General features: G+C 41.8%; 18 protein-coding genes. 11 read left to right on the forward strand and 7 right to left on the reverse strand.

The window, feature by feature from the left end; genetic code table 11:
* Nucleotide 1: 1 nt before the first annotated feature.
* Nucleotides 2-841 carry a metallophosphoesterase gene (locus BW961_RS07985; RefSeq protein ID WP_076576723.1) on the forward strand — a complete coding sequence of 280 codons (840 nt, stop codon included), beginning with the start codon at nucleotides 2-4 and terminating at the stop codon, nucleotides 839-841.
* A gap of 12 nt (nucleotides 842-853) precedes the next feature.
* A complete protein-coding gene (locus BW961_RS07990) occupies nucleotides 854-1,426 on the forward strand; it encodes a GNAT family N-acetyltransferase (protein ID WP_068583177.1) in 573 nt (190 codons plus the stop codon).
* A 138-nt stretch (nucleotides 1,427-1,564) separates the two neighbouring features.
* Here the strand turns inward: BW961_RS07990 and BW961_RS07995 are convergent, their stop codons facing one another.
* Both BW961_RS07995 and BW961_RS08000 read right to left on the reverse strand, forming a co-directional pair.
* On the reverse strand, nucleotides 1,565-2,377 hold the full coding sequence (locus BW961_RS07995) for a histidinol-phosphatase (RefSeq protein WP_068583180.1): 813 nt from the start codon (nucleotides 2,375-2,377) through the stop codon (nucleotides 1,565-1,567).
* Between the two features lie 25 nt (nucleotides 2,378-2,402).
* The gene (locus BW961_RS08000; RefSeq protein ID WP_068583183.1) at nucleotides 2,403-3,305 is read right to left on the reverse strand and encodes a LysR family transcriptional regulator; all 903 of its coding nucleotides are present in this window, start codon (nucleotides 3,303-3,305) and stop codon (nucleotides 2,403-2,405) included.
* Between the two features lie 374 nt (nucleotides 3,306-3,679).
* Between BW961_RS08000 and BW961_RS08005 the strand changes: the two genes are divergently transcribed.
* The 5 genes from BW961_RS08005 (at nucleotide 3,680) to BW961_RS08025 (ending at nucleotide 8,725) form a co-directional block, all read left to right on the forward strand.
* Nucleotides 3,680-4,138 (forward strand): chemotaxis protein CheX, encoded by a 459-nt coding sequence (locus BW961_RS08005; protein ID WP_068583185.1) that lies wholly within the window; start codon nucleotides 3,680-3,682, stop codon nucleotides 4,136-4,138.
* Nucleotides 4,139-4,230: 92 nt separating this feature from the next.
* On the forward strand, nucleotides 4,231-5,004 hold the full coding sequence (locus tag BW961_RS08010; RefSeq protein ID WP_068583189.1) for an SDR family NAD(P)-dependent oxidoreductase: 774 nt from the start codon (nucleotides 4,231-4,233) through the stop codon (nucleotides 5,002-5,004).
* A 148-nt stretch (nucleotides 5,005-5,152) separates the two neighbouring features.
* Nucleotides 5,153-6,634: a DEAD/DEAH box helicase gene (locus tag BW961_RS08015; RefSeq protein WP_068583190.1), complete on the forward strand. Its 1,482-nt coding sequence runs from the start codon at nucleotides 5,153-5,155 to the stop codon at nucleotides 6,632-6,634.
* A 121-nt stretch (nucleotides 6,635-6,755) separates the two neighbouring features.
* Nucleotides 6,756-7,502, forward strand: coding sequence for an ABC transporter ATP-binding protein (locus BW961_RS08020; protein ID WP_068583195.1), 747 nt, complete (start codon nucleotides 6,756-6,758; stop codon nucleotides 7,500-7,502).
* Nucleotides 7,503-7,504: 2 nt separating this feature from the next.
* On the forward strand, nucleotides 7,505-8,725 hold the full coding sequence (locus tag BW961_RS08025; RefSeq protein WP_068583488.1) for an ABC transporter permease: 1,221 nt from the start codon (nucleotides 7,505-7,507) through the stop codon (nucleotides 8,723-8,725).
* A gap of 72 nt (nucleotides 8,726-8,797) precedes the next feature.
* On the opposite strand, the gene BW961_RS31550 is transcribed toward BW961_RS08025, so the two are convergent.
* The 3 genes from BW961_RS31550 to BW961_RS08035 form a co-directional block, all read right to left on the reverse strand.
* Nucleotides 8,798-8,929, reverse strand: a complete 132-nt coding sequence (locus tag BW961_RS31550; protein WP_280175188.1) for a hypothetical protein — start codon at nucleotides 8,927-8,929, stop codon at nucleotides 8,798-8,800.
* 123 nt (nucleotides 8,930-9,052) lie between these two features.
* The gene (locus tag BW961_RS08030) at nucleotides 9,053-10,351 is read right to left on the reverse strand and encodes an aminotransferase class I/II-fold pyridoxal phosphate-dependent enzyme (protein ID WP_068583198.1); all 1,299 of its coding nucleotides are present in this window, start codon (nucleotides 10,349-10,351) and stop codon (nucleotides 9,053-9,055) included.
* Nucleotides 10,352-10,452: 101 nt separating this feature from the next.
* The gene (locus BW961_RS08035; RefSeq protein ID WP_068583201.1) at nucleotides 10,453-11,067 is read right to left on the reverse strand and encodes a pyridoxamine 5'-phosphate oxidase family protein; all 615 of its coding nucleotides are present in this window, start codon (nucleotides 11,065-11,067) and stop codon (nucleotides 10,453-10,455) included.
* A gap of 143 nt (nucleotides 11,068-11,210) precedes the next feature.
* Between BW961_RS08035 and pdxR the strand changes: the two genes are divergently transcribed.
* From pdxR to BW961_RS08050, 3 genes are all read left to right on the forward strand, one after another.
* Nucleotides 11,211-12,677, forward strand: coding sequence for a MocR-like pyridoxine biosynthesis transcription factor PdxR (pdxR, locus tag BW961_RS08040; RefSeq protein WP_068583204.1), 1,467 nt, complete (start codon nucleotides 11,211-11,213; stop codon nucleotides 12,675-12,677).
* A gap of 47 nt (nucleotides 12,678-12,724) precedes the next feature.
* Nucleotides 12,725-13,519, forward strand: a complete 795-nt coding sequence (locus BW961_RS08045; RefSeq protein ID WP_068583207.1) for a helix-turn-helix domain-containing protein — start codon at nucleotides 12,725-12,727, stop codon at nucleotides 13,517-13,519.
* Nucleotides 13,520-13,641: 122 nt separating this feature from the next.
* On the forward strand, nucleotides 13,642-14,499 hold the full coding sequence (locus tag BW961_RS08050; RefSeq protein ID WP_068583209.1) for an SDR family oxidoreductase: 858 nt from the start codon (nucleotides 13,642-13,644) through the stop codon (nucleotides 14,497-14,499).
* On the opposite strand, the gene asd is transcribed toward BW961_RS08050, so the two are convergent.
* Together asd and BW961_RS08060 are read right to left on the reverse strand one after the other, a co-directional pair.
* Nucleotides 14,474-15,301, reverse strand: a complete 828-nt coding sequence (gene asd / locus BW961_RS08055; protein ID WP_068583212.1) for an archaetidylserine decarboxylase — start codon at nucleotides 15,299-15,301, stop codon at nucleotides 14,474-14,476. The two genes, BW961_RS08050 and asd, sit on opposite strands and share 26 nt — an antisense overlap.
* 238 nt (nucleotides 15,302-15,539) lie before the next feature.
* Nucleotides 15,540-16,661, reverse strand: coding sequence for a YheC/YheD family endospore coat-associated protein (locus tag BW961_RS08060; RefSeq protein WP_068583214.1), 1,122 nt, complete (start codon nucleotides 16,659-16,661; stop codon nucleotides 15,540-15,542).
* A 209-nt stretch (nucleotides 16,662-16,870) separates the two neighbouring features.
* Between BW961_RS08060 and BW961_RS08065 the strand changes: the two genes are divergently transcribed.
* A complete protein-coding gene (locus BW961_RS08065; RefSeq protein ID WP_076576726.1) occupies nucleotides 16,871-21,553 on the forward strand; it encodes a WIAG-tail domain in 4,683 nt (1,560 codons plus the stop codon).
* Nucleotides 21,554-21,573 lie beyond the last annotated feature (20 nt).

A 21,573-nucleotide genomic window follows, 5' to 3' on the forward strand; every position in this document is an offset into this window, starting at 1 on the left:
GATGACGAGAAGGCAATTTCTTCGTTCTAGTGTGTCAACTGTGATTGGTGCAGGATTGATTTCAGGTGGTTACGCCTGGCTATGGGAGCCCAGACACCTCTCGATTGAATCACTTGAGCTTGAATTCAGGAGGTTACCACCTGTCTTTGATGGGTTGAAGGTTGTCCAATTTAGTGATCTTCATTTGGGATTTCATTCTTATGAGTCAGATCTAAAGAACCTTATGGAGTCTATCATGAGTCAATCACCAGATGTTATTTGTCTCACAGGGGATATCGTAGACAATAGTGTAGAGCCGCTGGCACAAGCCGTCCCCTATTTGACTTCTCTTAAAGCGCCAATGGGTAAGTATGCGATCCTAGGGAACCATGATCATTGGGGACAACCGGATGAAGTGATTCGGATGCTGGAAGCTTCAGGGTTTGTCGTGCTTCAGAATTCAAATGTGATCTTGAGAAGACAAGAAAGTATGATTGCCATCGTAGGATTGGAAGATCTTTTAAGAGGATCACCAGATCCAGACAAGGCATTAAAGGGGATTCCGGAAGGAACCTTTTCCATACTGCTGATGCATGAACCAGACTATGCAGATACTGCGGCGTTGTATCCTTTTGATATTCAACTATCCGGCCATAGCCATGGAGGGCAAGTGCGGCTTCCCTTGTTGGGTGCGGTTACTACGCCTATAGGATCTAAACGATATATTCAGGGCCTCTATCAGCTAGAATCCAGTGACATGAAGTTATATGTGAACCGAGGTATCGGAGTAACACAACTACCTATAAGATTCCTATGTAGACCAGAACTTACAGTATTTACGTTCAAGAAGTCGGGTATGTGATGAGGGAAAAGGATGTTCGATAATCGTGAGTTTATGGACTCTTCTACACTTGAAGGAGAGCGAGTGCAACTTAAACAGATTGAGAAGATAGATGGAGAGCGTTTAGGGGCTATTCTTTCTGATCTACAAACGATAAATTGTGCGAATTTTGATATGGATCATTCTTATTTTGGTTCTAAGAAGATGCTCAACCAAATCCTTAGTCGTGAGTTAGAGAACTTTATTCATTTTGGTATTTGGTTAAGGAATGTTAATGAACTCATAGGATTAATATCTTTTCAACATTGGAGTAGAGTTCATTCTAAGGCAACACTAGGATACATGGTTGATCGTATGTACTGGAATCAGGGGTTGGCGACGGAGGCATTGAGGGTTCTATTGAAATTCGGCTTTGAGGAGCTTGGGTTACAACAAGTCGAGGGAAGATGCTATAAGGATAATGTTCCTTCAGAAAAAGTCATGACCAACAATGGATTAACATGGGTACGAACGCTTCCAGCTAGGTATGGAGCAGTGGGTAATGCTAGTGAAATCAATGAATTCCGTTTAAGCGAGACGTCCTATAGACAAGATCATACAAAGTGAGAATTATTGTTACACAAATGAAATATAGCCGTTACGTAACTCTAACAGAGCGCGGGTATACTTACTTTATAACCCCCCTTTTGAATAATATATTAGGACCCGTTGATAACGGGTCCATTTTTTTGTCTTCCGATATTCTCAGGTTAAGGGAACGATAACTTTCTGTTGCTGTTTATAATAGACCCATTCTTTAAAACCGATTTCTCTGAGTTTGGTGCTTACTTCGGATAATTCATCTCCTACGCGACTAGGAATATGGGCATCCGATCCAAAAGTAACATCCACACCATAATAGAGTGCTCTTTCCAACATACTATCCGATGGATACCATCCACCACTTAGCTTCGTTTTACCTGATGTGTTGATCTCGATTGCAACCCCACATTCAGCTATGACCTGCATCGTCTCATCAATGATTTCAACCGCAGGAATATCAGAAAAGGCAGGATAATTGCCTTTCATGGCATCGAGATGCCCAAGAATTTGGAAACCTCCACTTTTAGCAGATGCCTGAATTAGACGGTAGTATTCTTTTTTGACGGAAATATGTTGATCAGGGGGTAGTTCTTTCCAACGATTCTTGTTGAAAATGCTGACGTCATATACTTGATGGACAGAACCAATAATGTAGTCAAAAGGGTACTTAGATAACGTCTGTCTGTAAAGTTCAGCATGGTTTGGAAAATAATCAGATTCTATACCTAGCAATACATCGATTGTACCTGCATATGCTTGCTGAAGTTTAAGGACCTCTTCTACATAACTCCCTAGTTCAGATTTCCCCATTGAAATAAGAGGAAATGCCTGATTTTCTTCTCTAGCGAAGTACGGGATGTGATCGGAGATGCCTATGACTTGAAGTCCGGCAGAAATGGCGGATTCGATGTAATCACGAATATTTCCATCAGCATGTCCACAACGATAATGATGCGTGTGAATATCAAATTTCAATGGTTAGTGCACTCCTTATATTCAATTATTCAGAACTTATAAATTGTGTCTCGGGCATTCCTTTGAGATCACTTAGAAATTGCTGCATGGCAGAGTTTAGATATCTACCTGATTTATAAATGACACCGACGGGATGCGTGACTTCAAGTTCGAAAAGTGGAATTATTTTTAGTGTACCCAGACGAAGCTCTCTTCCGACAGATATTTTAGAAATAATAGCAGCACCGAGGTTGAGTTCTACCATCCGTTTTATTTCTTCACTACTTGAAAGTTCCATAACGACGTTCGGGGTGATTTTATGCTTTTTGAAAATTTCATCAGCAAACTTTCGGCCCACTGTATCACGTGTGAGCAAAATAAGTGGTAGATCGTTTAATGCGTCCATAGAGGCGACAGGATTTTGGGCTAAAGGGTGTTTAGGAGAAACTACGAGTTCGAAAGTGTCATAGTAAAGGACGGAAGTCATTAAGTTGGGGTTACGTTCAATGAGGTATCCGATACCTACATCAATTTGTCCATTTTCTACGCTATTGTACACCTGAGAGGACGCCATAGATTGAATTGTGGTTTTGATGAGTGGAAATTGATCTTGAAAATAAAATAATACACGAGGTAAGATTTGTATAGCTATAGAAGTTGTTGTTCCAAGGACGATATGACCTTGAGGTATTTGATTCAAATCTGAGAGGCGTTGCTTTAGTTCTTCTACGATAGATAGCATACGCTTAGAATGTTCAAGGAACACTTCACCACGATCTGTTAACGTCACAGGCTGGTTGCGGTCCACAAGCACAGTATTAAACTCATCCTCGAGGCTTTTGATCTGAGCCGATACAGCAGGCTGGGTAAGATTGAGTAATTCTCCTGCTTTTCGGAAACTCATAGTCTTTGAAATGGTTACAAGTGTTTCTAACTGACTGATGTTCACGCCATCCCTCCTCATGATAGTTCTTCTATTTCTATGATCTCGTTCAAATACTTATTATTTAAAATTATAGATGATACGCTTGGCTAGAGCAATGAAGGTCAATACATATTCTTTATATAATATGTACAATACCATTCAAAAACTGGAGTTAGAGACCGATAAAGAAGAAGTAGATTTCTGTTCTCCTAAGTGAAAGTGTATAAATGAATAAAAAAGATAACTATGAAATGATGTGAAATTGGTTCTTAGGACCTTGAAGTAAAATTTTGTATAATAATTGATGTATTATTGCTGTGATTTAAGTATAATTATTCTAACGATAATCGGGACTTTTGGTGCAGTACCAACAGACTAGTGTAAAGGGGCATTTTGATATGAAAGCGGAAATAATTAATCCTTTTCTAGAGTCCGCAAGGATCGTTATTGAACAAGTTATTTGCATATCACCTTCTACTGGTGATTTAGGGATTAAAAACATTGAAATAGCTAAAGGCGATATATGGATCCAAGTGGGTATGACCGGACAGTTAACAGGTAATGTTGTATTCGGGCTGAAAGAAACGGTTGCTTTAAAAATTGTCTCGGCGATGATGGGGGGGTTCGTCATAACCGAAATGGATGAAATGGGAAAAAGCGCTATATCTGAACTTAGTAATATGATCAGTGGTAATGCGAGTACGATTCTTTACAATCAAGGAGTGAACGTTGATATTACACCTCCCAAAATTGTAAGTCCTCAAGAGCATCCTCTGTTCTTCTCTAAAAAGGCACTTAGCATTCCGTTAATGATGGCTGGAATTGGTGAACTGGATATTCAAGTCATGATTTCTTAGAATAGAGAGTATAAGCTCATTCTTAGGAGTTCAAACTTCGTAGTAAGAAATCTTGCTGCAAGCGAAGTTGGAGTTAGGAGATGTAAGAAATAATGTTGAAAGACAAAGTGGTTGTCATAACCGGCGCCTCAAGTGGAATTGGTGCATTAGCCGCCATTTTTTTAGCTGAGCAGGGTGCGATTCCAGTACTGATGGCCCGTTCCGCTGAACGTCTTCATTCAATTGGTGCAAGAATTTCCGGTCCACATAAGCTGATTGTGATGGACGTGACGAATACGGAACAAGTGCATCAAGCAATGAAGCAAGTGATTGAAGAATTCGGTAGAATAGATGTCCTTCTGAATAATGCGGGATATGGTAAATTTGAATCGATCCTGGAAATGTCTGAGGATGAATTCAGCGAAATGATGAATGTGAATTACATGGGAACGGTACGATGTACGAAGTCAGTACTTCCTTTTATGCTGGAACGGGGGGAAGGGCATATCGTGAACGTCGCCTCCATGGCGGCTAAGATAGGTACAGCTCGATCCACATCATATACGGCGACTAAACATGCTGTGTATGGATTTAGTAATAGTCTGCGGCAAGAACTAAGGGGGAGCGGGATAACGGTTTCTACGGTCAATCCAGGGCCTATAGATACCCCATTCTTTGAATTGGCCGACCCAACAGGGACATATGTCTCCAATATAGGTTGGTTTATGATGAAACCTGAACTTGTTGCGCGTAAGATGCTAAGACTGATTGATCGTAAACAAGAGGAGATTAACCTGCCAAGGTTGGCTGCTATTGGTATGCGCTTCTATCAATTATTTCCACGATTTGCGGACAAGCTAACGTACAAAATGATGAATAAGAAATAAAGGGAGAACCGGCTCACGAGAGTCGGTTTTTTGGTGGGAATCGATGTGTTATTAGAACTTTCTATAATAATTTGGACAAGAGTTTGGTGGGAATTCTGTTTTAGCATATAATGAATAAGAATGATTTGAACATAAAGGATGGACATACATGAATTTAACTTCTTTTGAAGAACTAGGTATTACAATTGATTTGGTAAATAAGCTATCTGAATTTGAAATAATCGCACCTTCACCTGTTCAAGCAGAGGTGATTCCAGCTGCGTTGCAAGGAAATGATATTCTTGCACATTCACAGACTGGAACGGGAAAGACGCTTGCTTATTTGCTTCCAATGTTGCAAGGGATTAACCCTGAACTTAAGACGATACAAAAGATGATTCTAGCACCTACACAAGAGCTGGCTATGCAAATTGTACGTGAAAGCGAGCGTTATGGAGAACATAAAGGAATTCGTGTGTTAGGACTCATTGGTGGAGCAGCTATGAAACGTCAAGTTGAGAAGCTAAAACTTCATCCTCAATTAGTTGTTGGTACACCAGGGCGAATAAAAGAACTCGTTGAAATGCGTAAGATCAAGATGCATACAGTCACAACGATTGTCGTCGATGAGGTAGATCAGGTGTTTGATCTTGGTTCAGGAGGAGATGTGGAACGCATTATTCGTAGTGCGGCGCGCGATCGCCAACTGGTATTTCTCTCAGCTACAGTTAGTAAAGCGACAGCAGCACTTGTGAAGAAAGAAATGAGGCACCCCATTGAGGTAGGGATTGAACCAGAGCAAATGACCGCAAAAGGGTTAGAACATCTCTATTTCGTATCTCAAGAACGTGATAAGCCGGATACGCTTCGCCGTCTTATTCGCCATTACAATCCGAACAAAGTGATTGTATTTGTGAACGCTACTAAAGATATCGCAGAAGTGGAAGCTAAGATGAACCATTTAGGGCTTAGCACGCAGGCACTTTATGGAGATGCAGACAAGATGGCACGTAGTGGTGTTCTCGAACGTTTCCGTAATGGTAAATTCAAAGTGTTAGTGGCTAGTGATCTGGCCGCGCGCGGACTGGATATTGAAGGTTTAACGATGGTTGTCAACTACGATCCCCCAATCGATTCTGAGCATTATGTGCATCGTGCAGGTCGAACTGGAAGAATGGGACGAAGTGGGACAGTAGTCTCCATTGTTACAGACAGACAGACGTTTATCATGAAGAAGTTTACACAAGAATTGAAAACGCCAATTGGTCTTCGGACGATGTTCGGAGGAAAGATCGTTAAACCAGGGGAAGAACCTATACCGACTAGAGCGCCTTTTGTCGCATCTAGAGAAGAAGCTACTCCTGCTCCCTTCCGCAAAAGTGAAGAGAGTCGTAAACGAGTTGATGGGGACAAGGTAATACCACGTAAAGAAATCACAAGTGAACGGAATCGGTCCGTTGATAGTCCGGTAATTGCTAGACGTGCGGAGCCGACGCAACCAACGCAACTAACCTCCGATACACCTAGTCAGACAGCCGAAGTTTCTCGTAAATCAACTAGACCTCTTTCTGGAGCTAGTAAAAGAGAGCGGGAACGTGTACGTAAAAATAAAGGTGCTCCGAAGTGGTTGAAAGATAAGCAAAAAGAGTAACAGGTTTCTGAAATTAGGTATCATTCGTAGAATACGTCACGCGTACTCTTTTATAAGATGGCGCGGCCGCTTCTACTTACCTGTTGTTAGTAGGGTAGTTATCAAAATCGAGGTGAAAATAATGAGCGATACGCCTGTATTAGAAATTCAAGGACTTACTGGGGGTTATAGTCTCAATCGTCCTGTACTTCATGATGTTAACTTTCAAGTCGGTACTGGGGAAATGATCGGTCTCATTGGACTGAATGGTGCGGGTAAAAGTACAACAATGAAGCATATTTTGGGATTGATGACACCTCAAAAGGGAGATATTCGCGTCAAAGGTAAGAAGCGGGAAGAAGATTCAGAAACTTACCACAGCGCTCTTGCTTTCGTACCAGAATCTCCGTTACTTTATGAGGAAATGACCGTTAGGGAGCATTTAGAATTTACAGCAAGAGCATATGGAGTATCTAAAGAAGACTTTGAGGAACGGTCTGGAAAGTTATCTGCATTATTCCGGATGGAAGATAAGATGGATAGTTTGTCGATACATTTGTCTAAAGGGATGAAACAGAAGGTCATGATTATGTGCGCCTTTGTGGCTCGACCGTCCCTTTATATTATTGATGAACCTTTTCTAGGGTTAGATCCTCTAGGGATTCGGTCACTGCTCGATTTCATGGTGGAATTAAAAGCTGGAGGAGCCTCAATATTGTTGAGCTCTCATATTTTATCGACCATTGAGAATTACTGCGATCGATTTATCGTTATGCATCAGGGAATCATTATCGCTCATGGTACACTTCAACAGATTGCTGAACAAGCAGGTAAACCGGGTGCTCCGCTGGAGGAACTTTTCTATACGCTCGTACAGGGTAGGATTTGAATATGGACCTGAAGAGTCTTCGTATTCAACGTCGTCGTCAATTTTGGGGAGAAATTGTCCCTTATTTAGGATATGTCATGCAAAGTGGCGTGGCTGTGTTACTCCTATTCATGTTTATTGCTTTTTCAGCTTGGTATACATCTCTAGTACAACACATTCCTGAAGGCTTACCTATTCGTTGGATTATGTTGGTGTTACTGTTACCGTTGATTGTACGTAGTAGTGTTCGAACCTATCTACGATCACCTGATATTGTATTCTTGCTACCGCAGGAATCGAAAATGAAAGAGTATTTGTCAGGTAGTTGGGTTAGCGGTGTCTTGTACAAATTCATAGGATTAGCACTCGTATTCCTGACAGCATGGCCGCTGTATGTTCGAAGTGATACCGCACCTAAGTCATTCTGGACCTTTCTCCTCCTACTTTGTATTCTGAAAATTATATCTAGCTACGGTGGTTGGAAAGAGCTGTCGATGGTGTCACTTCGAGCTGCTAAGGGGTATCACTTGCTTCGCTGGGCAGTTATGGCACTAGCACTAAGTGCATGGTTGTGGGAGCCTGTTGGGAAAAGTCTAATTTATGTACTTCTTGTGATTGCAACCTACTTGTTCGCATTATCCTATCCCGTGAAACATTTAGTAGCCTGGGAACGATTGATTGCGAAAGAAGAATCTCAGGTCGGTCGAGTCATGTTGGTGCTAGGATGGTTTGTTAATGTCCCAGAGCAACAGCAACGTGTATATCCACGTCGAATATTCTCTAGGGCAGGGAATCGAATCGTGTGGAAACCAATTGCCGCCTATAAGTATCTTCTTACGAAAAGTTTTGTGCGAAGTGATATATTAGGGATTATGTTACGTGCGGGGGTATTAGGATTCTTACTTGTATGGTGGACACGTGGGACTATGCTTGGTAGTGGCATTTATTTGTTCTTTTTATTCTTAATAGGTGTACAACTATCTTCTCTTCAACGGTACCACAAGGAGTCTTTCTGGCTGAGTATTTATCCAATTCCTGCGAATAGCAGACAGCGTAATGTTACATCCTTTGTATTTCAGGTGCACTTGATCGTAGCTGTGATTCTATGGTTACCTTTACTTCGAGATGGATGGGTACATATCAGTCTGACATTCAGTACGCTTGCACTTGGAATTGTGATGTCATGTATTGTTCGTGTCATACTTTCACGTAAAGGAAATAAAGAAGATAACGATGACGAGTAGATGATAATGAAAGAGGCCGGGGATGTTCTCCCCGGCCTCTTTGTAGTGATTATAGGAAATCTCGATAATCCATTATACCCACAAAGCGCGTGTGATAATAACCAACAAGATGAAAAGGACTAAGATCGCACCGGTGTTATTAAACATTCCGCCACCAACGCCACACCCACAACCGCCTCTAACTTCTTCTACTACTCCACTCATGTTCATTCCCCTTTCACAATCATGATGTATTCTTTATTACATCGTATTGTATGAATGGAGTGGACTAGGTGCGTGGGCCTTAAACCATAAGCAGTAAAAATGCCCTACCTAAAGTTATTATAGTTAGATGGAATGTAAATCCTGAATGCCCTGATAGATTAAACTGAACAAATCTTCAAGGTGTTCTTCTTCAATACATGAGAAGGCGATTCTCAGATCAGTTTCTCCTAAGGCTATCGTTCCTACACCATATTGATGAATCAAATGAGTACGAAGTGCTTCTGCCGTTACTGTCTTCAATTTCAAACACATGAAATACCCAGAGTTGAAAGGATAGTAATCCCATACTTCATTGTATTTATCATTGTTTAGCAATGCTTTTACAGCATTGGCACGGCCCTTCATGATTTGGAACTTCTCTTCTTTCTGAGCAGTGAACTCAGGTGCTTTGAGCGCATCAAGTACAAAAGTCTGTGAAGGATGTGCACCGCTAGAAACCGTTGCACGGATAATACCGATTGCTTTATTTTCCAGAGCAGCAAGTACATCTGAATTCTCAGAAGCAAAGGTAATGAATCCGACGCGGAATCCCCATACAAATTCTTCTTTGGTAGCTCCATCTATTTTAACTGCGAGTACACGAGGATGAAGTCCTGCTAGCTTCCCAAATAAGGATTCCTTAAGTGAATCTTCAAAGAAAAGACCAAAGTAGGCATCATCTGATACGACAACTACATTAATTCCAGCTTCCGCCGCTTCTTTAATGACTGCGACAATTTCGTCGCCTTCCTTAAGGCCTGGCGTGTATCCTGTTGGATTGTTAGGGAAATTAAGAACAACGACGGCTTTACCTTTATCTTGCTGCGCGAATAAAGCTTCTCTAAGCCCAGCGCTATTGAAAGTCATCTCTTGCGTGAAAAGTGGATAGTTAATGGTCTTACCATGGCGACGTATGCCAAATGTAAGCTCATAATTCTCCCAATTCTTATCAGGATAAATAACAGCATCGCCCTCATCTACAAATAAATCTGCAATGATACTAAGGCCATGTGTTAGTGCATTTGTTACAACCGGATTACCAAAGGACTTGTCTTGTAGAGATGGATTCTCTTGGAGCATTTTGCTTCTCCACACAGTCCGAAGTTCTGGTTTACCAGCAGGAGGAGCATAGCTGTACAGATCTTTGGGTTGGAATGCTGACAACTTGTCTTGAATCACATTTAAATGCATAGGAATTCCATTTTCCGTGGCTATTCCAATCGTAGCATTGTATTTCTTAGCATGGGCTGAAGCTTCTGCTGATTGGCTAAGAATGCCCTCTTTAGGGAAGTAAATTTCTTTTCCAAGCGTTGATAACATGTCATATACGTGTGAATTTCCAGCTTTAATGCTCTCATTCAATTGTCCAGCAAGTGGGTTCATGCTTTCCATCCTTCCAAGTCTGTTTAATGGTTATAAATTACCGCTTTAACTGGATCATATTATACCACTTAGCCTTGGAAACGTCACTGACAAATACTTTACTACGGCATATGAGGACAGTATTTTTTCATGTGTGCAATGGTCTCTTGATCACGGCTACTTCCCCTAAGATCAAGCTCACTTATAACATTATCTCTGGCTACTGTAGATAAATTCTGTCCGAACTTAAATTTGGCAGATTGGTGTTCGGGTATGATTTTCATGACTGCAACTCCCCGTAATCTTGAATTATAACGAGCATCAGCAGGGTCAATGGGATCATATCCTCCTTCTGGCTGTAGCTTTTGCATAAACAATGTGAATATTCTCCCTTTTTCGGATAGGTCGAGAACAAGTTCAGCGGTGCCGCTAACCATGACGCTCTTGAAATAGGAGGTGGCAGGACATGCTAATGCTGGATCACTAAAGTAGGAAGGAATCAATGCATATTCATCGGCTACTGTAAAACTAACCTGTTCATTGAGACGCATATGGTTCATTTTTTCCCCAACACGACTTCCATGAAAGTAGAAGAATCCCTGATCATATACAAAATTAAGCGGAGTCACTCGTGGGCGACCCTGATCATCGACAGTTCCCAGAAATCCAAAAGTAATCTCTGATAAGAATTGGTTCAGTTCTATCTCTTCATCCACGCTGAATTCTTGTCTTCTCATCACTCATCAGTCTCCTAATCTATTGATTAAATCACTTCCTAAACATATATTTATCGTATGATATTGATTGACAAGTAAAAAGATCCAATTAAGATTATATTTTATAGTCCACTTTATAATCTTACATAGAAGAAGGTGTATGTATGGAACTCGCTTTGCCATTGGACTCTTATTTAGAGGAATATCGTTACAAGTATTTGGCCATTTATTATGCATTACGTGACGCTATTCTAGATGGGAGACTTGCAGGAGGTTCCAAACTTCCATCTACTCGTTATTTAGCGAATCTTTATGATATGTCTCGTGGTTCAGTTGCCCAGAGTTACGATATGCTACTTGCGGAAGGGTACGTACAAATGGAGGTCGGGAGGGGAACTTTCGTGACTCATTCGGGTCCATCTCCAGTATCTTCTATAGAGAGTACACCTAGTGCTGAGATTACGCTCTCTTCGTGGGGAATAAGACTGATGAGTCAACAGCGAACTTCCTACAGTAATCTGAAACTTGAGGGAGTCATCAGCTTTTTACCTGAATCGATACCTATGGCATATTTCCCTTATGATGCCTGGCGTAGTGCGTTAGCTTATGCAGGTGGAAAAGGAGGAGGAGATTTAGAGTTGCCTACTCCTCCTGAGGGAGATATTCAGCTACGTGAGGCTATTGCAGGATATCTACGGATTACACGTGGAATCACAGTGTCTGCCGCAAACATCGTTCTATTTAGTGGATCTATGCAGGGTATTGCGATTCTTTCACAGCTTCTAGTGAACGAAGGTGAACGTGTCGTCGTGGAAGATCCAGGTTATTTCGGTATTCATAAAGCTGTACAAGCATGTGGGGGCACGATTGTTAGAGGAGACGTAGATGAGGAAGGGTTAATACCTAGGGATTGGGATGCAAGGGTACTATTTGTGACGCCTAGTCGTCATTATCCTACAGGTGCGGTACTTTCCTTAGAACGACGTAGGAGGATATTAGCGTGGGTACAGGAGCGAGAGGGAATTATAATAGAAGATGATTATGATAGTGAGTTTAGATTTCGCGGTCGTCCGATTGAACCTCTAAAGGCGTTGGATCGTGACGGTAGAGTCATCTATCTAGGCTCATTCTCTAAAACGATGTTTGCTGGATTACGATTAGGTTATGCATTAATTCCGAACTCACTTCTTGAGCCAGTGAAGCGAGCCAAAGCATTCTATGATCCAATATCACCAGGATTATTAGAACAAAGGGCGTTAGCGCATTTCATGTTCCATGGACATTATAAGCGCCATCTACGACGAATGACTCGAATATACAGCACGCGGCACGATCGATTCTGCACCTCGATCTCTGCTCATATTAGTGAAATATTCCGGTTTATTCCTGGGGATGCTGGACTTCATGTGTATGCTCTATGGCAGCGATCTACTGAGGAATTTGAAGCTTTTAAAGAGGCTTCAAAGCGTAGAGGTGTGGAGTTTAGGGATGCTCAAGCATATAGAATCAAACCCGGTCCAAAAGCCGTTTGTTTTGGATTTGCTCACCTTCATGATGATCAGATTATTGAAGGTGTAAACCGACTTGCGCTAGCATGGCAGGATGTGCAACAATTATTTAGATGCAGATGAACGTAAACCTTGTAGTAGAATACATAACAAAGGAGGGGGATTACGATATGCTACATGCTTCACCGTCCTCTTTTGAGATCAAACCTTCATTAGCCAAAATTGTGTGTGAACCTAGTTGGAAATGGCAAAAAAGAGAAAAGGCATTGCCAAATTATGATTTATTTTATGTGTGGAGTGGTGAGGGTACGCTCATAAGGAATGATGAATCTTATGAAATTGGTAAAGGAAGCTGCTTTCTATTTCGACCTGGAGATCACACAAGTGCTGTTCATAATCCACAGAAACCATTGGTTCTGAGTTATATTCACTTTGATGTGATAGAGCCCGTAACAGAGATACCACTTCCTTATCGAAAGATACAAGAGACAGTTGATTTTGAATATATGTTGGCTCGTTACGTACGGTTATTTCTAGTGAACACCTATGCTGCTAAAGAGGAAGGTCAGCTCATTCTCAAGCAGTTGATGATCCATTTGCTACGTGAGGATCACCATGATAATCATCAGCCTGTTCTCAAAATAGTAAGTAATCAATTGACAGAGGTCATACATGAAATAGCCAACTATATACGTCAACATCCAGGAATCCAGCATCGTGTGGAAGACTTGGCAGCACGTGCTGGACTATCGCCACGCTATTTCTCTATTAAATTCAAAGATTTAATAGGTTCCCCTGTTCAGTCCTATATTATAAAGATGCGTATTGAAAGAGCTCAACATTTACTGCTATATGCGGGCATGAATGTCACAGAAGTAGCAGATACTTTAGGGTACCGCGATATCTTTTTTTTCAGTAGGCAATTTAAGCAATATACAGGTCAGAATCCGTCAGAAATTCGTTAGATTGAGATGCATTGAAAGACACTTGAATAGGAATAAAAGCAACTTTGGGCCTGTGATTGATCTGAAGTTGCTTTTTTTATTATAAAATGAGGTTTTGATAAGGAAGGGAGCGATCGATTGTCATGATTCGGAACAATAAGGGTAAGATTGCACTCATTACAGGGTGTTCTAGCGGCTTTGGTCTTCTTACCAGTGTGGAGCTTGCGCGCGAGGGATTCATGGTTGTGTCAGGTATGCGTAATCCAGAGGACAAGGAAGCGTTAATGAAAGCTGCACAGATGGCGGGTGTGGAGTCGTCTATTCAAGTGGTAGAAATGGATGTTCGAAATGAAGTTCAAGTACAGGATGTGGTGATGCAGATTCAGAATAATTATGGTCGTCTAGATATTCTGATCAATAATGCGGGTGTAGCGGTCGGTGGGATGATTGAAGAAATTCCGTTATCCATGTGGAAGGAGCAAATGGAGATTAATTTCTTAGGGATGGTGTGTGTGACGCAAGCTGTTCTACCTTTAATGAGAGAAGGTGGAAGGGGACTGATTATTCAGATGAGTAGTATTAGTGGCAATGTTGGGTTTCCAGGGTATGGACCTTATGCTTCTTCTAAATTCGCATTAGAAGGTTTCAGTGAGTGTCTCGCCATGGAAGTGAAGCCATTTGGTATTGATGTTGTTCTCGTTGAGCCAGGAGCCTATGGGACACCCATCTGGGGGAAGAGTTTCTCTCAGATGAGTCAAGCATCCCATTCTCCGTATAAAGGTTTACTGGGTCGCGTCCTGCAGTATTCTCAACGAAGTGCGGCAGCTAGCGGTAACCCACTTGATGTAGCTAAATTAATAGCAAAGATTGCTACTGTTCGTTCTCCAGCATTTCGTTACGCTCTTCCTCGTGGGACCACAGTAACGATGCTTGCCAAACAATGGCTGCCAGATCGATGGTTTCATCGCATCATTCTTAATCTGTTACATCGCAAGGGTTAAGGTTCGTTCTTTGTGAAGAAGCATGGAGATCACCCAAACGCTGCCCCATACGTACAGCATCTCCGATTTTGATATCTTCTCGAGGTGTAAAGGTATCGTTCTCCATAAGTAGAACAACGGTCGATCCAAATTCGAAATAGGCAAGATCATCACCTTTAGTCCATTCGTTCACAGAGGCGTCTGTGTATTGGATACTGCTGACATTCATCGCACCAACTTTTACGACGGCCACTTCTCCAAATGAATGAGCAATATATGTGATGAGTCTTTCGTTACGGCATAGCACAGAACGCATATGAGTCATTGCGAAATCATTTACAGGATAAACACGACCCTTGATATGTTCACTTTCCGTCTGAACTCCTGTTACAGGAGAATGGATGCGATGATAATCGGTCGGACTTAAGTAAAGTACAAATACATAACCATTCTTATAGAGCTCTAGATGAGGAGAGTGATGAAGGAGATCCTGTACCGAATAATCTTGACCTTTTACATTTAGAATAGTTCCTGCTGAGATCTTACCCATTGCTGTAATGAGCGCGTCAACAGGGCTTGTTAACGAATGCTCAAACGCATCGATAGGTCTCATTCCTGGTTTCAGTCTTCGTGTAAAGAACGCGTTAAGTGAACGATACTCACGTATATCTTTCTCCGCTTCAGATACGGGTATTTGATAGTTTCGTATAAACGTTGGGATGACGTAGCGGCTTACACTACTGTGAGAAAAACGACCCATTATTCGGGAAATCGATTTTCTTGAGGAGAGCTCGGTCATCAATCGCAGTATTTTTTTTGCCATGTTTTTTCTCCCTTCAGAGGTTACGTAAGCGCTCTGAAATATATTGACATAGTTTAGATTTTAAATCAATTCCTTCTTGTTATTATACTGTATTCCAGAAATTAAGGTTTCTCAAAAATGAAGCAATATCTAATGGTAGTAGCTGCTTGTGCTAAGGAAGTTTATTATCTCTACATAGAATAAAGAATGGATAGGAAATCAGAGTTGGGTCTGAGGTCACTATTCATTCTTTATTGTTTTAATAGTAATGGTATGAAGGAGGAAGGCTTCTACGGTATGCATCACTCTCTAACAAATGATGCGCGTAAGCCATAGGATGCTCATAGGTCTTTTTCCAAGTGGACGTCATGTTGGCTTTACGGAAGCCATAACGTTGATCTCGACCATTACATTCTATGAAATAGGGTTTACCTTTGGAGGTGATCCCAATATCCATACCGAAGTCTGCTAGCCATGGTAGTTGTGTGCTCAGACTCCATGCCATTTCTAAGGTGACCTGTTCAATGCATTGGATCACGGACAGGGGAGATTGGGAAGGAATACTAGTTGCAAGGATGGATTCAACCGGGACAGCAGTCGCTCCTTGGGCAATGTTAGTTACAAAGGTGTTAGATGGGGCGATCTTCGCATACATACCTGTCATTTGCCATAGTCCTTGTAACCCTCGTTGTATCGTTACGCGAATATCATATGCATTACCTTGATATTCAGCGAGTGGAATGCGCTCTTGTACGAGGAAGGGATGGCGAGATATTCTACGCAGCACAATGGGAGGCAGTTGCTCTTTGTTTAATGTGATTGTCTTCCACCCTCCAATGGAAGGAGAGTTTGAGTAGGTGAGCATCCAATTAGAATTGACTTTACGAAGCCGCATAATACCTTGGCCAATACTGCCACGGCAAGGCTTCAGAATGAGATCGTTATGTTTCTTCATCATACGACGAATGACTGTAGGTGTAGCTGTATCCGTATTGGGAAGGAATGGCTTCAACGATGGGTTGGATGATAATCGACGATGAATTTCATCTTTACCATAACGATTACAGACATTGAAGACAATAATTCCTATATTGAGTAACCTACTTATTCGTAGATGTGAACTGTTGTTGACGTAAATCGCACGATTATGAATGACCTTCGGAATGGGGATATCGATTAACACATAATCGTTATCATTCTTAATATAAGCAATACATCTACCCGTCTCCAAATCGATGTCTTCTAGCTTTAAAAACACAGGGATCAAGCCATAGACCTGAGCTCCTTCTTCATAATTCGCTAGTGATTCCTGACCCGTTTTGCAGCGAGGTATGCCTCGGTGCATGCTTGCATTAAGCAGGATACCAACTAATTGCTGCATGACCGTTCCTCCTTGTCTGATGTTCAGTTCAGGTCCAGTATGTGTTCTCATCAGTGTACTTTCTATTTAGGGAAACGGTATGGACGAATATGCTGAACGTGAAGGCCTATTTTTCAAATATTAGGTAAAAGTTTAGGCTACTGTGACAATGGTCTACTCTCTTGCATATGATGCCCATGACGAAAGACAGCAGGAAGGAGAGAACTGCTTTGAATAAACCCACGAAGAATAAATCGAGTAAAAGTAAGAAGGCACCACTTTATTATGTGGATGATCCGAATAAACAGGAACTAAGCTTTCTCGACAAGCCCAAATTAAGTCAGCCCCATAACAAAACGGAAGTAAGCATTCTTGCTGTAGCAGCTCCGGCTCGAGATCAGAGTATTGAAGAGCTAGAAACCATTATTGCTAAAAGGGTTAAGGAAGTTCCAAAAATTGAAATCGAAGTTGAAGTTAGTTCAGAGGATCAGACGGAGGTAGAACAATCTCTGGAAGATCATAAAGTTGAGGAACTTGAAATTGAAACTACCTCTCAAGAAGAAGAAGAAGAAGAAGAGGTACTTTCAGTTATTGTGGTAGAAGAGCTGCTCATAGACAAACAACACCCCAACCGAAAAGTGGCTTTTATTTATGGGGATGATTTAACAGATGGTGCTGTTACAGCAGATAAAATCGCTCCTAGAGCTATTGACGCATCTAAAATGAAAAAAGGTAGCATACAGAGTGAGCAATTGCAGGATTATGCAGTTGGGAGTATCCATATCGCAGATGGAGCCGTTATTTCTTCTAAAATTGCTTTGGGCTCGATCCATGCAGAACACGTGGTTGATGGCTCCATTGGATTTGATAAAATTTCCGATAAATCCATAAGTGGTGAGAAATTAAAGGATGGAAGTATCAGTTCCGACAAGCTAAGTGATCGTACCATAGATGCTCACAAAATTGCAGACGCTTCTATCCAAAGTAGACACTTGAGCAATATGATTATTTCAAATGCATTGTTAGAGGATCATTCTATAACCGCAGATAAGGTTCAGAACAGTGCAATTCAAAGCGTACATTTAGCAAATGATGTCGTTGATAACTCTAAAATTGCTGATTTATCTATCACTGCATCCAAAATTCGTGACAATGCAGTTACAGGAATCAAGATTGCGGATGCCAGTATTGAAGGAAAGCATATACAGGATAACGTGATTACAGCGAATCATTTGGCATTAGAGTCTATCGGGGGGGATCAGCTTCTACGCCGTAGTGTAGGTTCCGAACAATTGGCTCATGGAGCCGTTCAATCAGGACACATTGCTGAAGGTGCTGTAGAATCACTTCAGTTAGCTCAAAATTCTATACGAAGCAAGCATATACAGAAAGAAGCTGTTGGCAGTAATCATATTGCTGAAGGTGTAGTGGACGCCTATCATATTGCTGATCATAGTATAAGCTCGAAGAAAATAGTGGATCAGTCTATAGGAACTACGCAACTCATCGAGCAGGCCGTGACAACTTCCAAAATTGCTGATCAGAGTATTATCTCAACTAAAATCATTGATGAAGCGATTCAAACACGTCATATTGCTAAGTCCTCTATACTGGGTACTCAGATTGCTCCTCATGCAATCACGCCCAACCATCTCAATTCTGATGTGGTACTATCTGAGCACATAGCAAAACACGCCATTACGGAGCAACATATTCAGGCTGCGGCAGTGACGTCAGACAAAATGAGGCCAGATTCAGTTCAGGAATTTCATTTAGGGCATGAAGCCGTGTCAGAACGAGCCTTGGGTGCTAAGAGTGTCACAACAGGGAAGCTAGATCGAGGTAGTGTCACTAGTGACAAGTTAGCAGACGCTGCGGTCACTTCTGAGAAAATAGCGGGGGATGGTGTTCGTTCCCACAACATTGCACAAGGAGCAATACAAGCATTACACCTAGCGGATGACAGTGTTAGTGGGCGTGCACTACAAGAAGGCTCTATTCAGGCATTTCATCTGACAGATGGCGCGGTATCATCACGTCATGTTCAAGAGAAGAGTATTGGGCAAACGTTACTTCAGAATCAAGCGATCACATCCATTAAGATTGCCCCAGGAGCGGTTAAAGATGAGCATATTTCACCGAACTCAGTTCTTTCCCATCATTTAGGGGATCATATTGTGACATCGCTTAAGTTATCTCCAGAAAGTGTATCCACGGATAAACTAAGTGAAATGTCTGTAACAACGTCTAAGTTAGCCGATGGCAGTGTGACAACAGAAAAGTTGGAACAACAATCGGTAGGCTACGAACAGTTGAGTCCCCAGGCGGTACGATCTGATATTCTAGCAGAACGCTCGGTATCGTCTCAGCATATTAGTCTAAAGGCTGTAGAATCGGACCACATTAAGACCTCCGCTATTCTGTCTGAACATTTAGGAACATCATCGGTGGGCACAGATAGTATTCAGAATGGTTCGGTGACAGGTGAAAAGATAGCCTCTGGTTCTGTCAGCGGACGACAAATTGGACTTGAGAGTATTACAGGGAAACACCTCGAACAGGAGTCGATCCATGGCTATCATGTGAGAAAAGGAATTGTCACATATTCGCATCTTGCAGATGAGCTTAAATCTGGACAATGGATTCCTGAAAATAGTATTGATGGGGGTAAATTGCAAGCTGCTTCATTAGCTACCTCCCACTTTCAAAAAGGGATCGTAGACAGTGATATCTTGAAGGAACAGGCCGTGAGTTCCGATAAAATTCAGTCGGGAGCGATCCAATCTCAGCATTTATCGAAAGATATTGTGCAAAGTGAGCATCTCAGTAACGGATCCGTTACAGCAGACCATATTCAGACCCAAGCGATTCACTCGCATCACCTTCAACCAAAACTGATAACGGAATCTCATCTTCAAGCGGGCTTGATCCATTCTAAACATCTTCAGGAAGGTGTAATCCTTCCACATCATCTTCAAGAACAACTCATTAGTGAGCGGCATCTTCAGCCGGGGTCTGTGTCCTCAGGACACATTGAGGATAGTTCTATCACGCTTTCACATCTGAGCGATGAGCTTAGATCCGGACAATGGATTCCTGAGAATAGTATTGATGGTAGTAAATTGCAAGCTGCTTTATTAGATTCATCCCATTTTCAAAGCGGTGTAGTAGATAGTAATATCTTGAAGGAACAGGCTGTAAGCTCGGATAAAATTCAGCCGGGAGCGATTCAATCCCAGCATTTATCCAAAGACATAGTACAGAGTGAGCACATCGGTAGCGGCGTAGTGACAGCTAAGCATATTAAGTCCCATACCATTCATACGCATCACCTTCAGCCCAATTTGATATCTGAATCACATCTTCAAACGGGATCAATCCATTCGAAACATCTTCAAGAGGGTGTAATTCTTCCACATCATATTCATGATCAACTGATTAGTGGGAAGCATCTACAGCCAGGTTCCGTCTCCTCAGGGCATATTGAGGATAGTTCAGTTACCCTTTCGCACCTGAGCGATGAGTTGAAATCTGGAGAATGGCTTCCTGAAGGCAGTATTGATGGGAACAAATTGAAATCTGCTTCACTAGCTACCTCCCACTTTCAAAGCGGTGTAGTAGACAACGATATCTTGATGGAACAGGCCGTAAGCTCAGATAAAATTCAGCTGGGAGCGATTCAATCAGAGCATTTATCGAAAGAGATTGTACAGAGTGAGCACATCGGTAACGGCGTAGTGACAGCTAAGCATATTAAGTCCCATACAATATATACGAATCACCTTCAGCCTGACTTGATATCTGAATCTCATCTACAAGCAGGGTCAATCCATTCTAAACATCTTCAAGAAGGTGTAATTCTTCCACATCACATTCAGGATCAACTCATTAGTGGGCGGCATATTCAGCCTGGTTCTGTGTCCTCTGAACATATTGAAGATAATTCGGTCACCCTTTCGCATCTGAGCGATGAGTTGAAATCTGGAGAATGGCTTCCTGAAGGCAGTATTGATGGGAATAAATTGAAATCCGCTTCACTAGGTACCTCCCACTTTCAAAGAGGTATAGTAGACAACGACATCTTGAAGGAACAGGCCGTAAGCTCAGATAAAATTCAGCCGGGAGCAATTCAATCAGAGCATTTATCGAAAGAGATTGTACAGAGTGAGCACATCGGTAACGGTGTAGTGACAGCTAAGCATATTAAGTCCCATATGATTTATACGCATCACCTTCAGCCAGATTTGATATCTGAATCTCATCTACAAGCAGGTTCAATCCATTCTAAACATCTTCAAGAAGGTGTAATTCTTCCACATCATATTCAGGATCAACTCATTAGTGGGCGGCATATTCAGCCTCGTTCTGTGTCCTCTGGACATATTGAAGATAATTCAGTCTCCCGTGCCCATATTCAAGATGAAGCGGTGTATGGTCCCAAAATTGCTGCTGAAGGAATCTATGGTGAACATCTGGCTATGCATTCAGTAGACAGTAAACATCTAGTGCCTGGAGCTGTAGGAACAGAATCTTTAGCCGATGATAGTATCCATTATGAGAAGTTAGCAGATGGAGCGGTGCAAGGTGCTAAATTGGCAGATAATACCGTATCCTTAACCCATCTAGCATTTGATCCAGTAATTACGAGTAGTGGTGCTCCATCAATGCAGCAGTTTGGAATGACGGCCTTCGTATTTACAGGTGATGAGAGTAGTGTCGAGATTGATGTACGATTCGATCAGGCGTTCGTTAGTATTCATTATGTTATTGTCGCGATGTGCAGTCATCCCTTCTTCTATGCGGCACTGAAGTCTCAGCAAGAGGACTCAGCAGTTATTGAAGTCGTACGTAATCAAGGTAGCCGCCATAAGTATGGTTTTGTTTCGTGGATTGCCGTAGGTCCGGCTATCTAAGATTCTTCATATAAATCATT

The sequence above is a fragment of the Paenibacillus macquariensis genome, assembly GCF_900156375.1.
Lineage (GTDB): Bacteria > Bacillota > Bacilli > Paenibacillales > Paenibacillaceae > Paenibacillus_AQ > Paenibacillus_AQ macquariensis.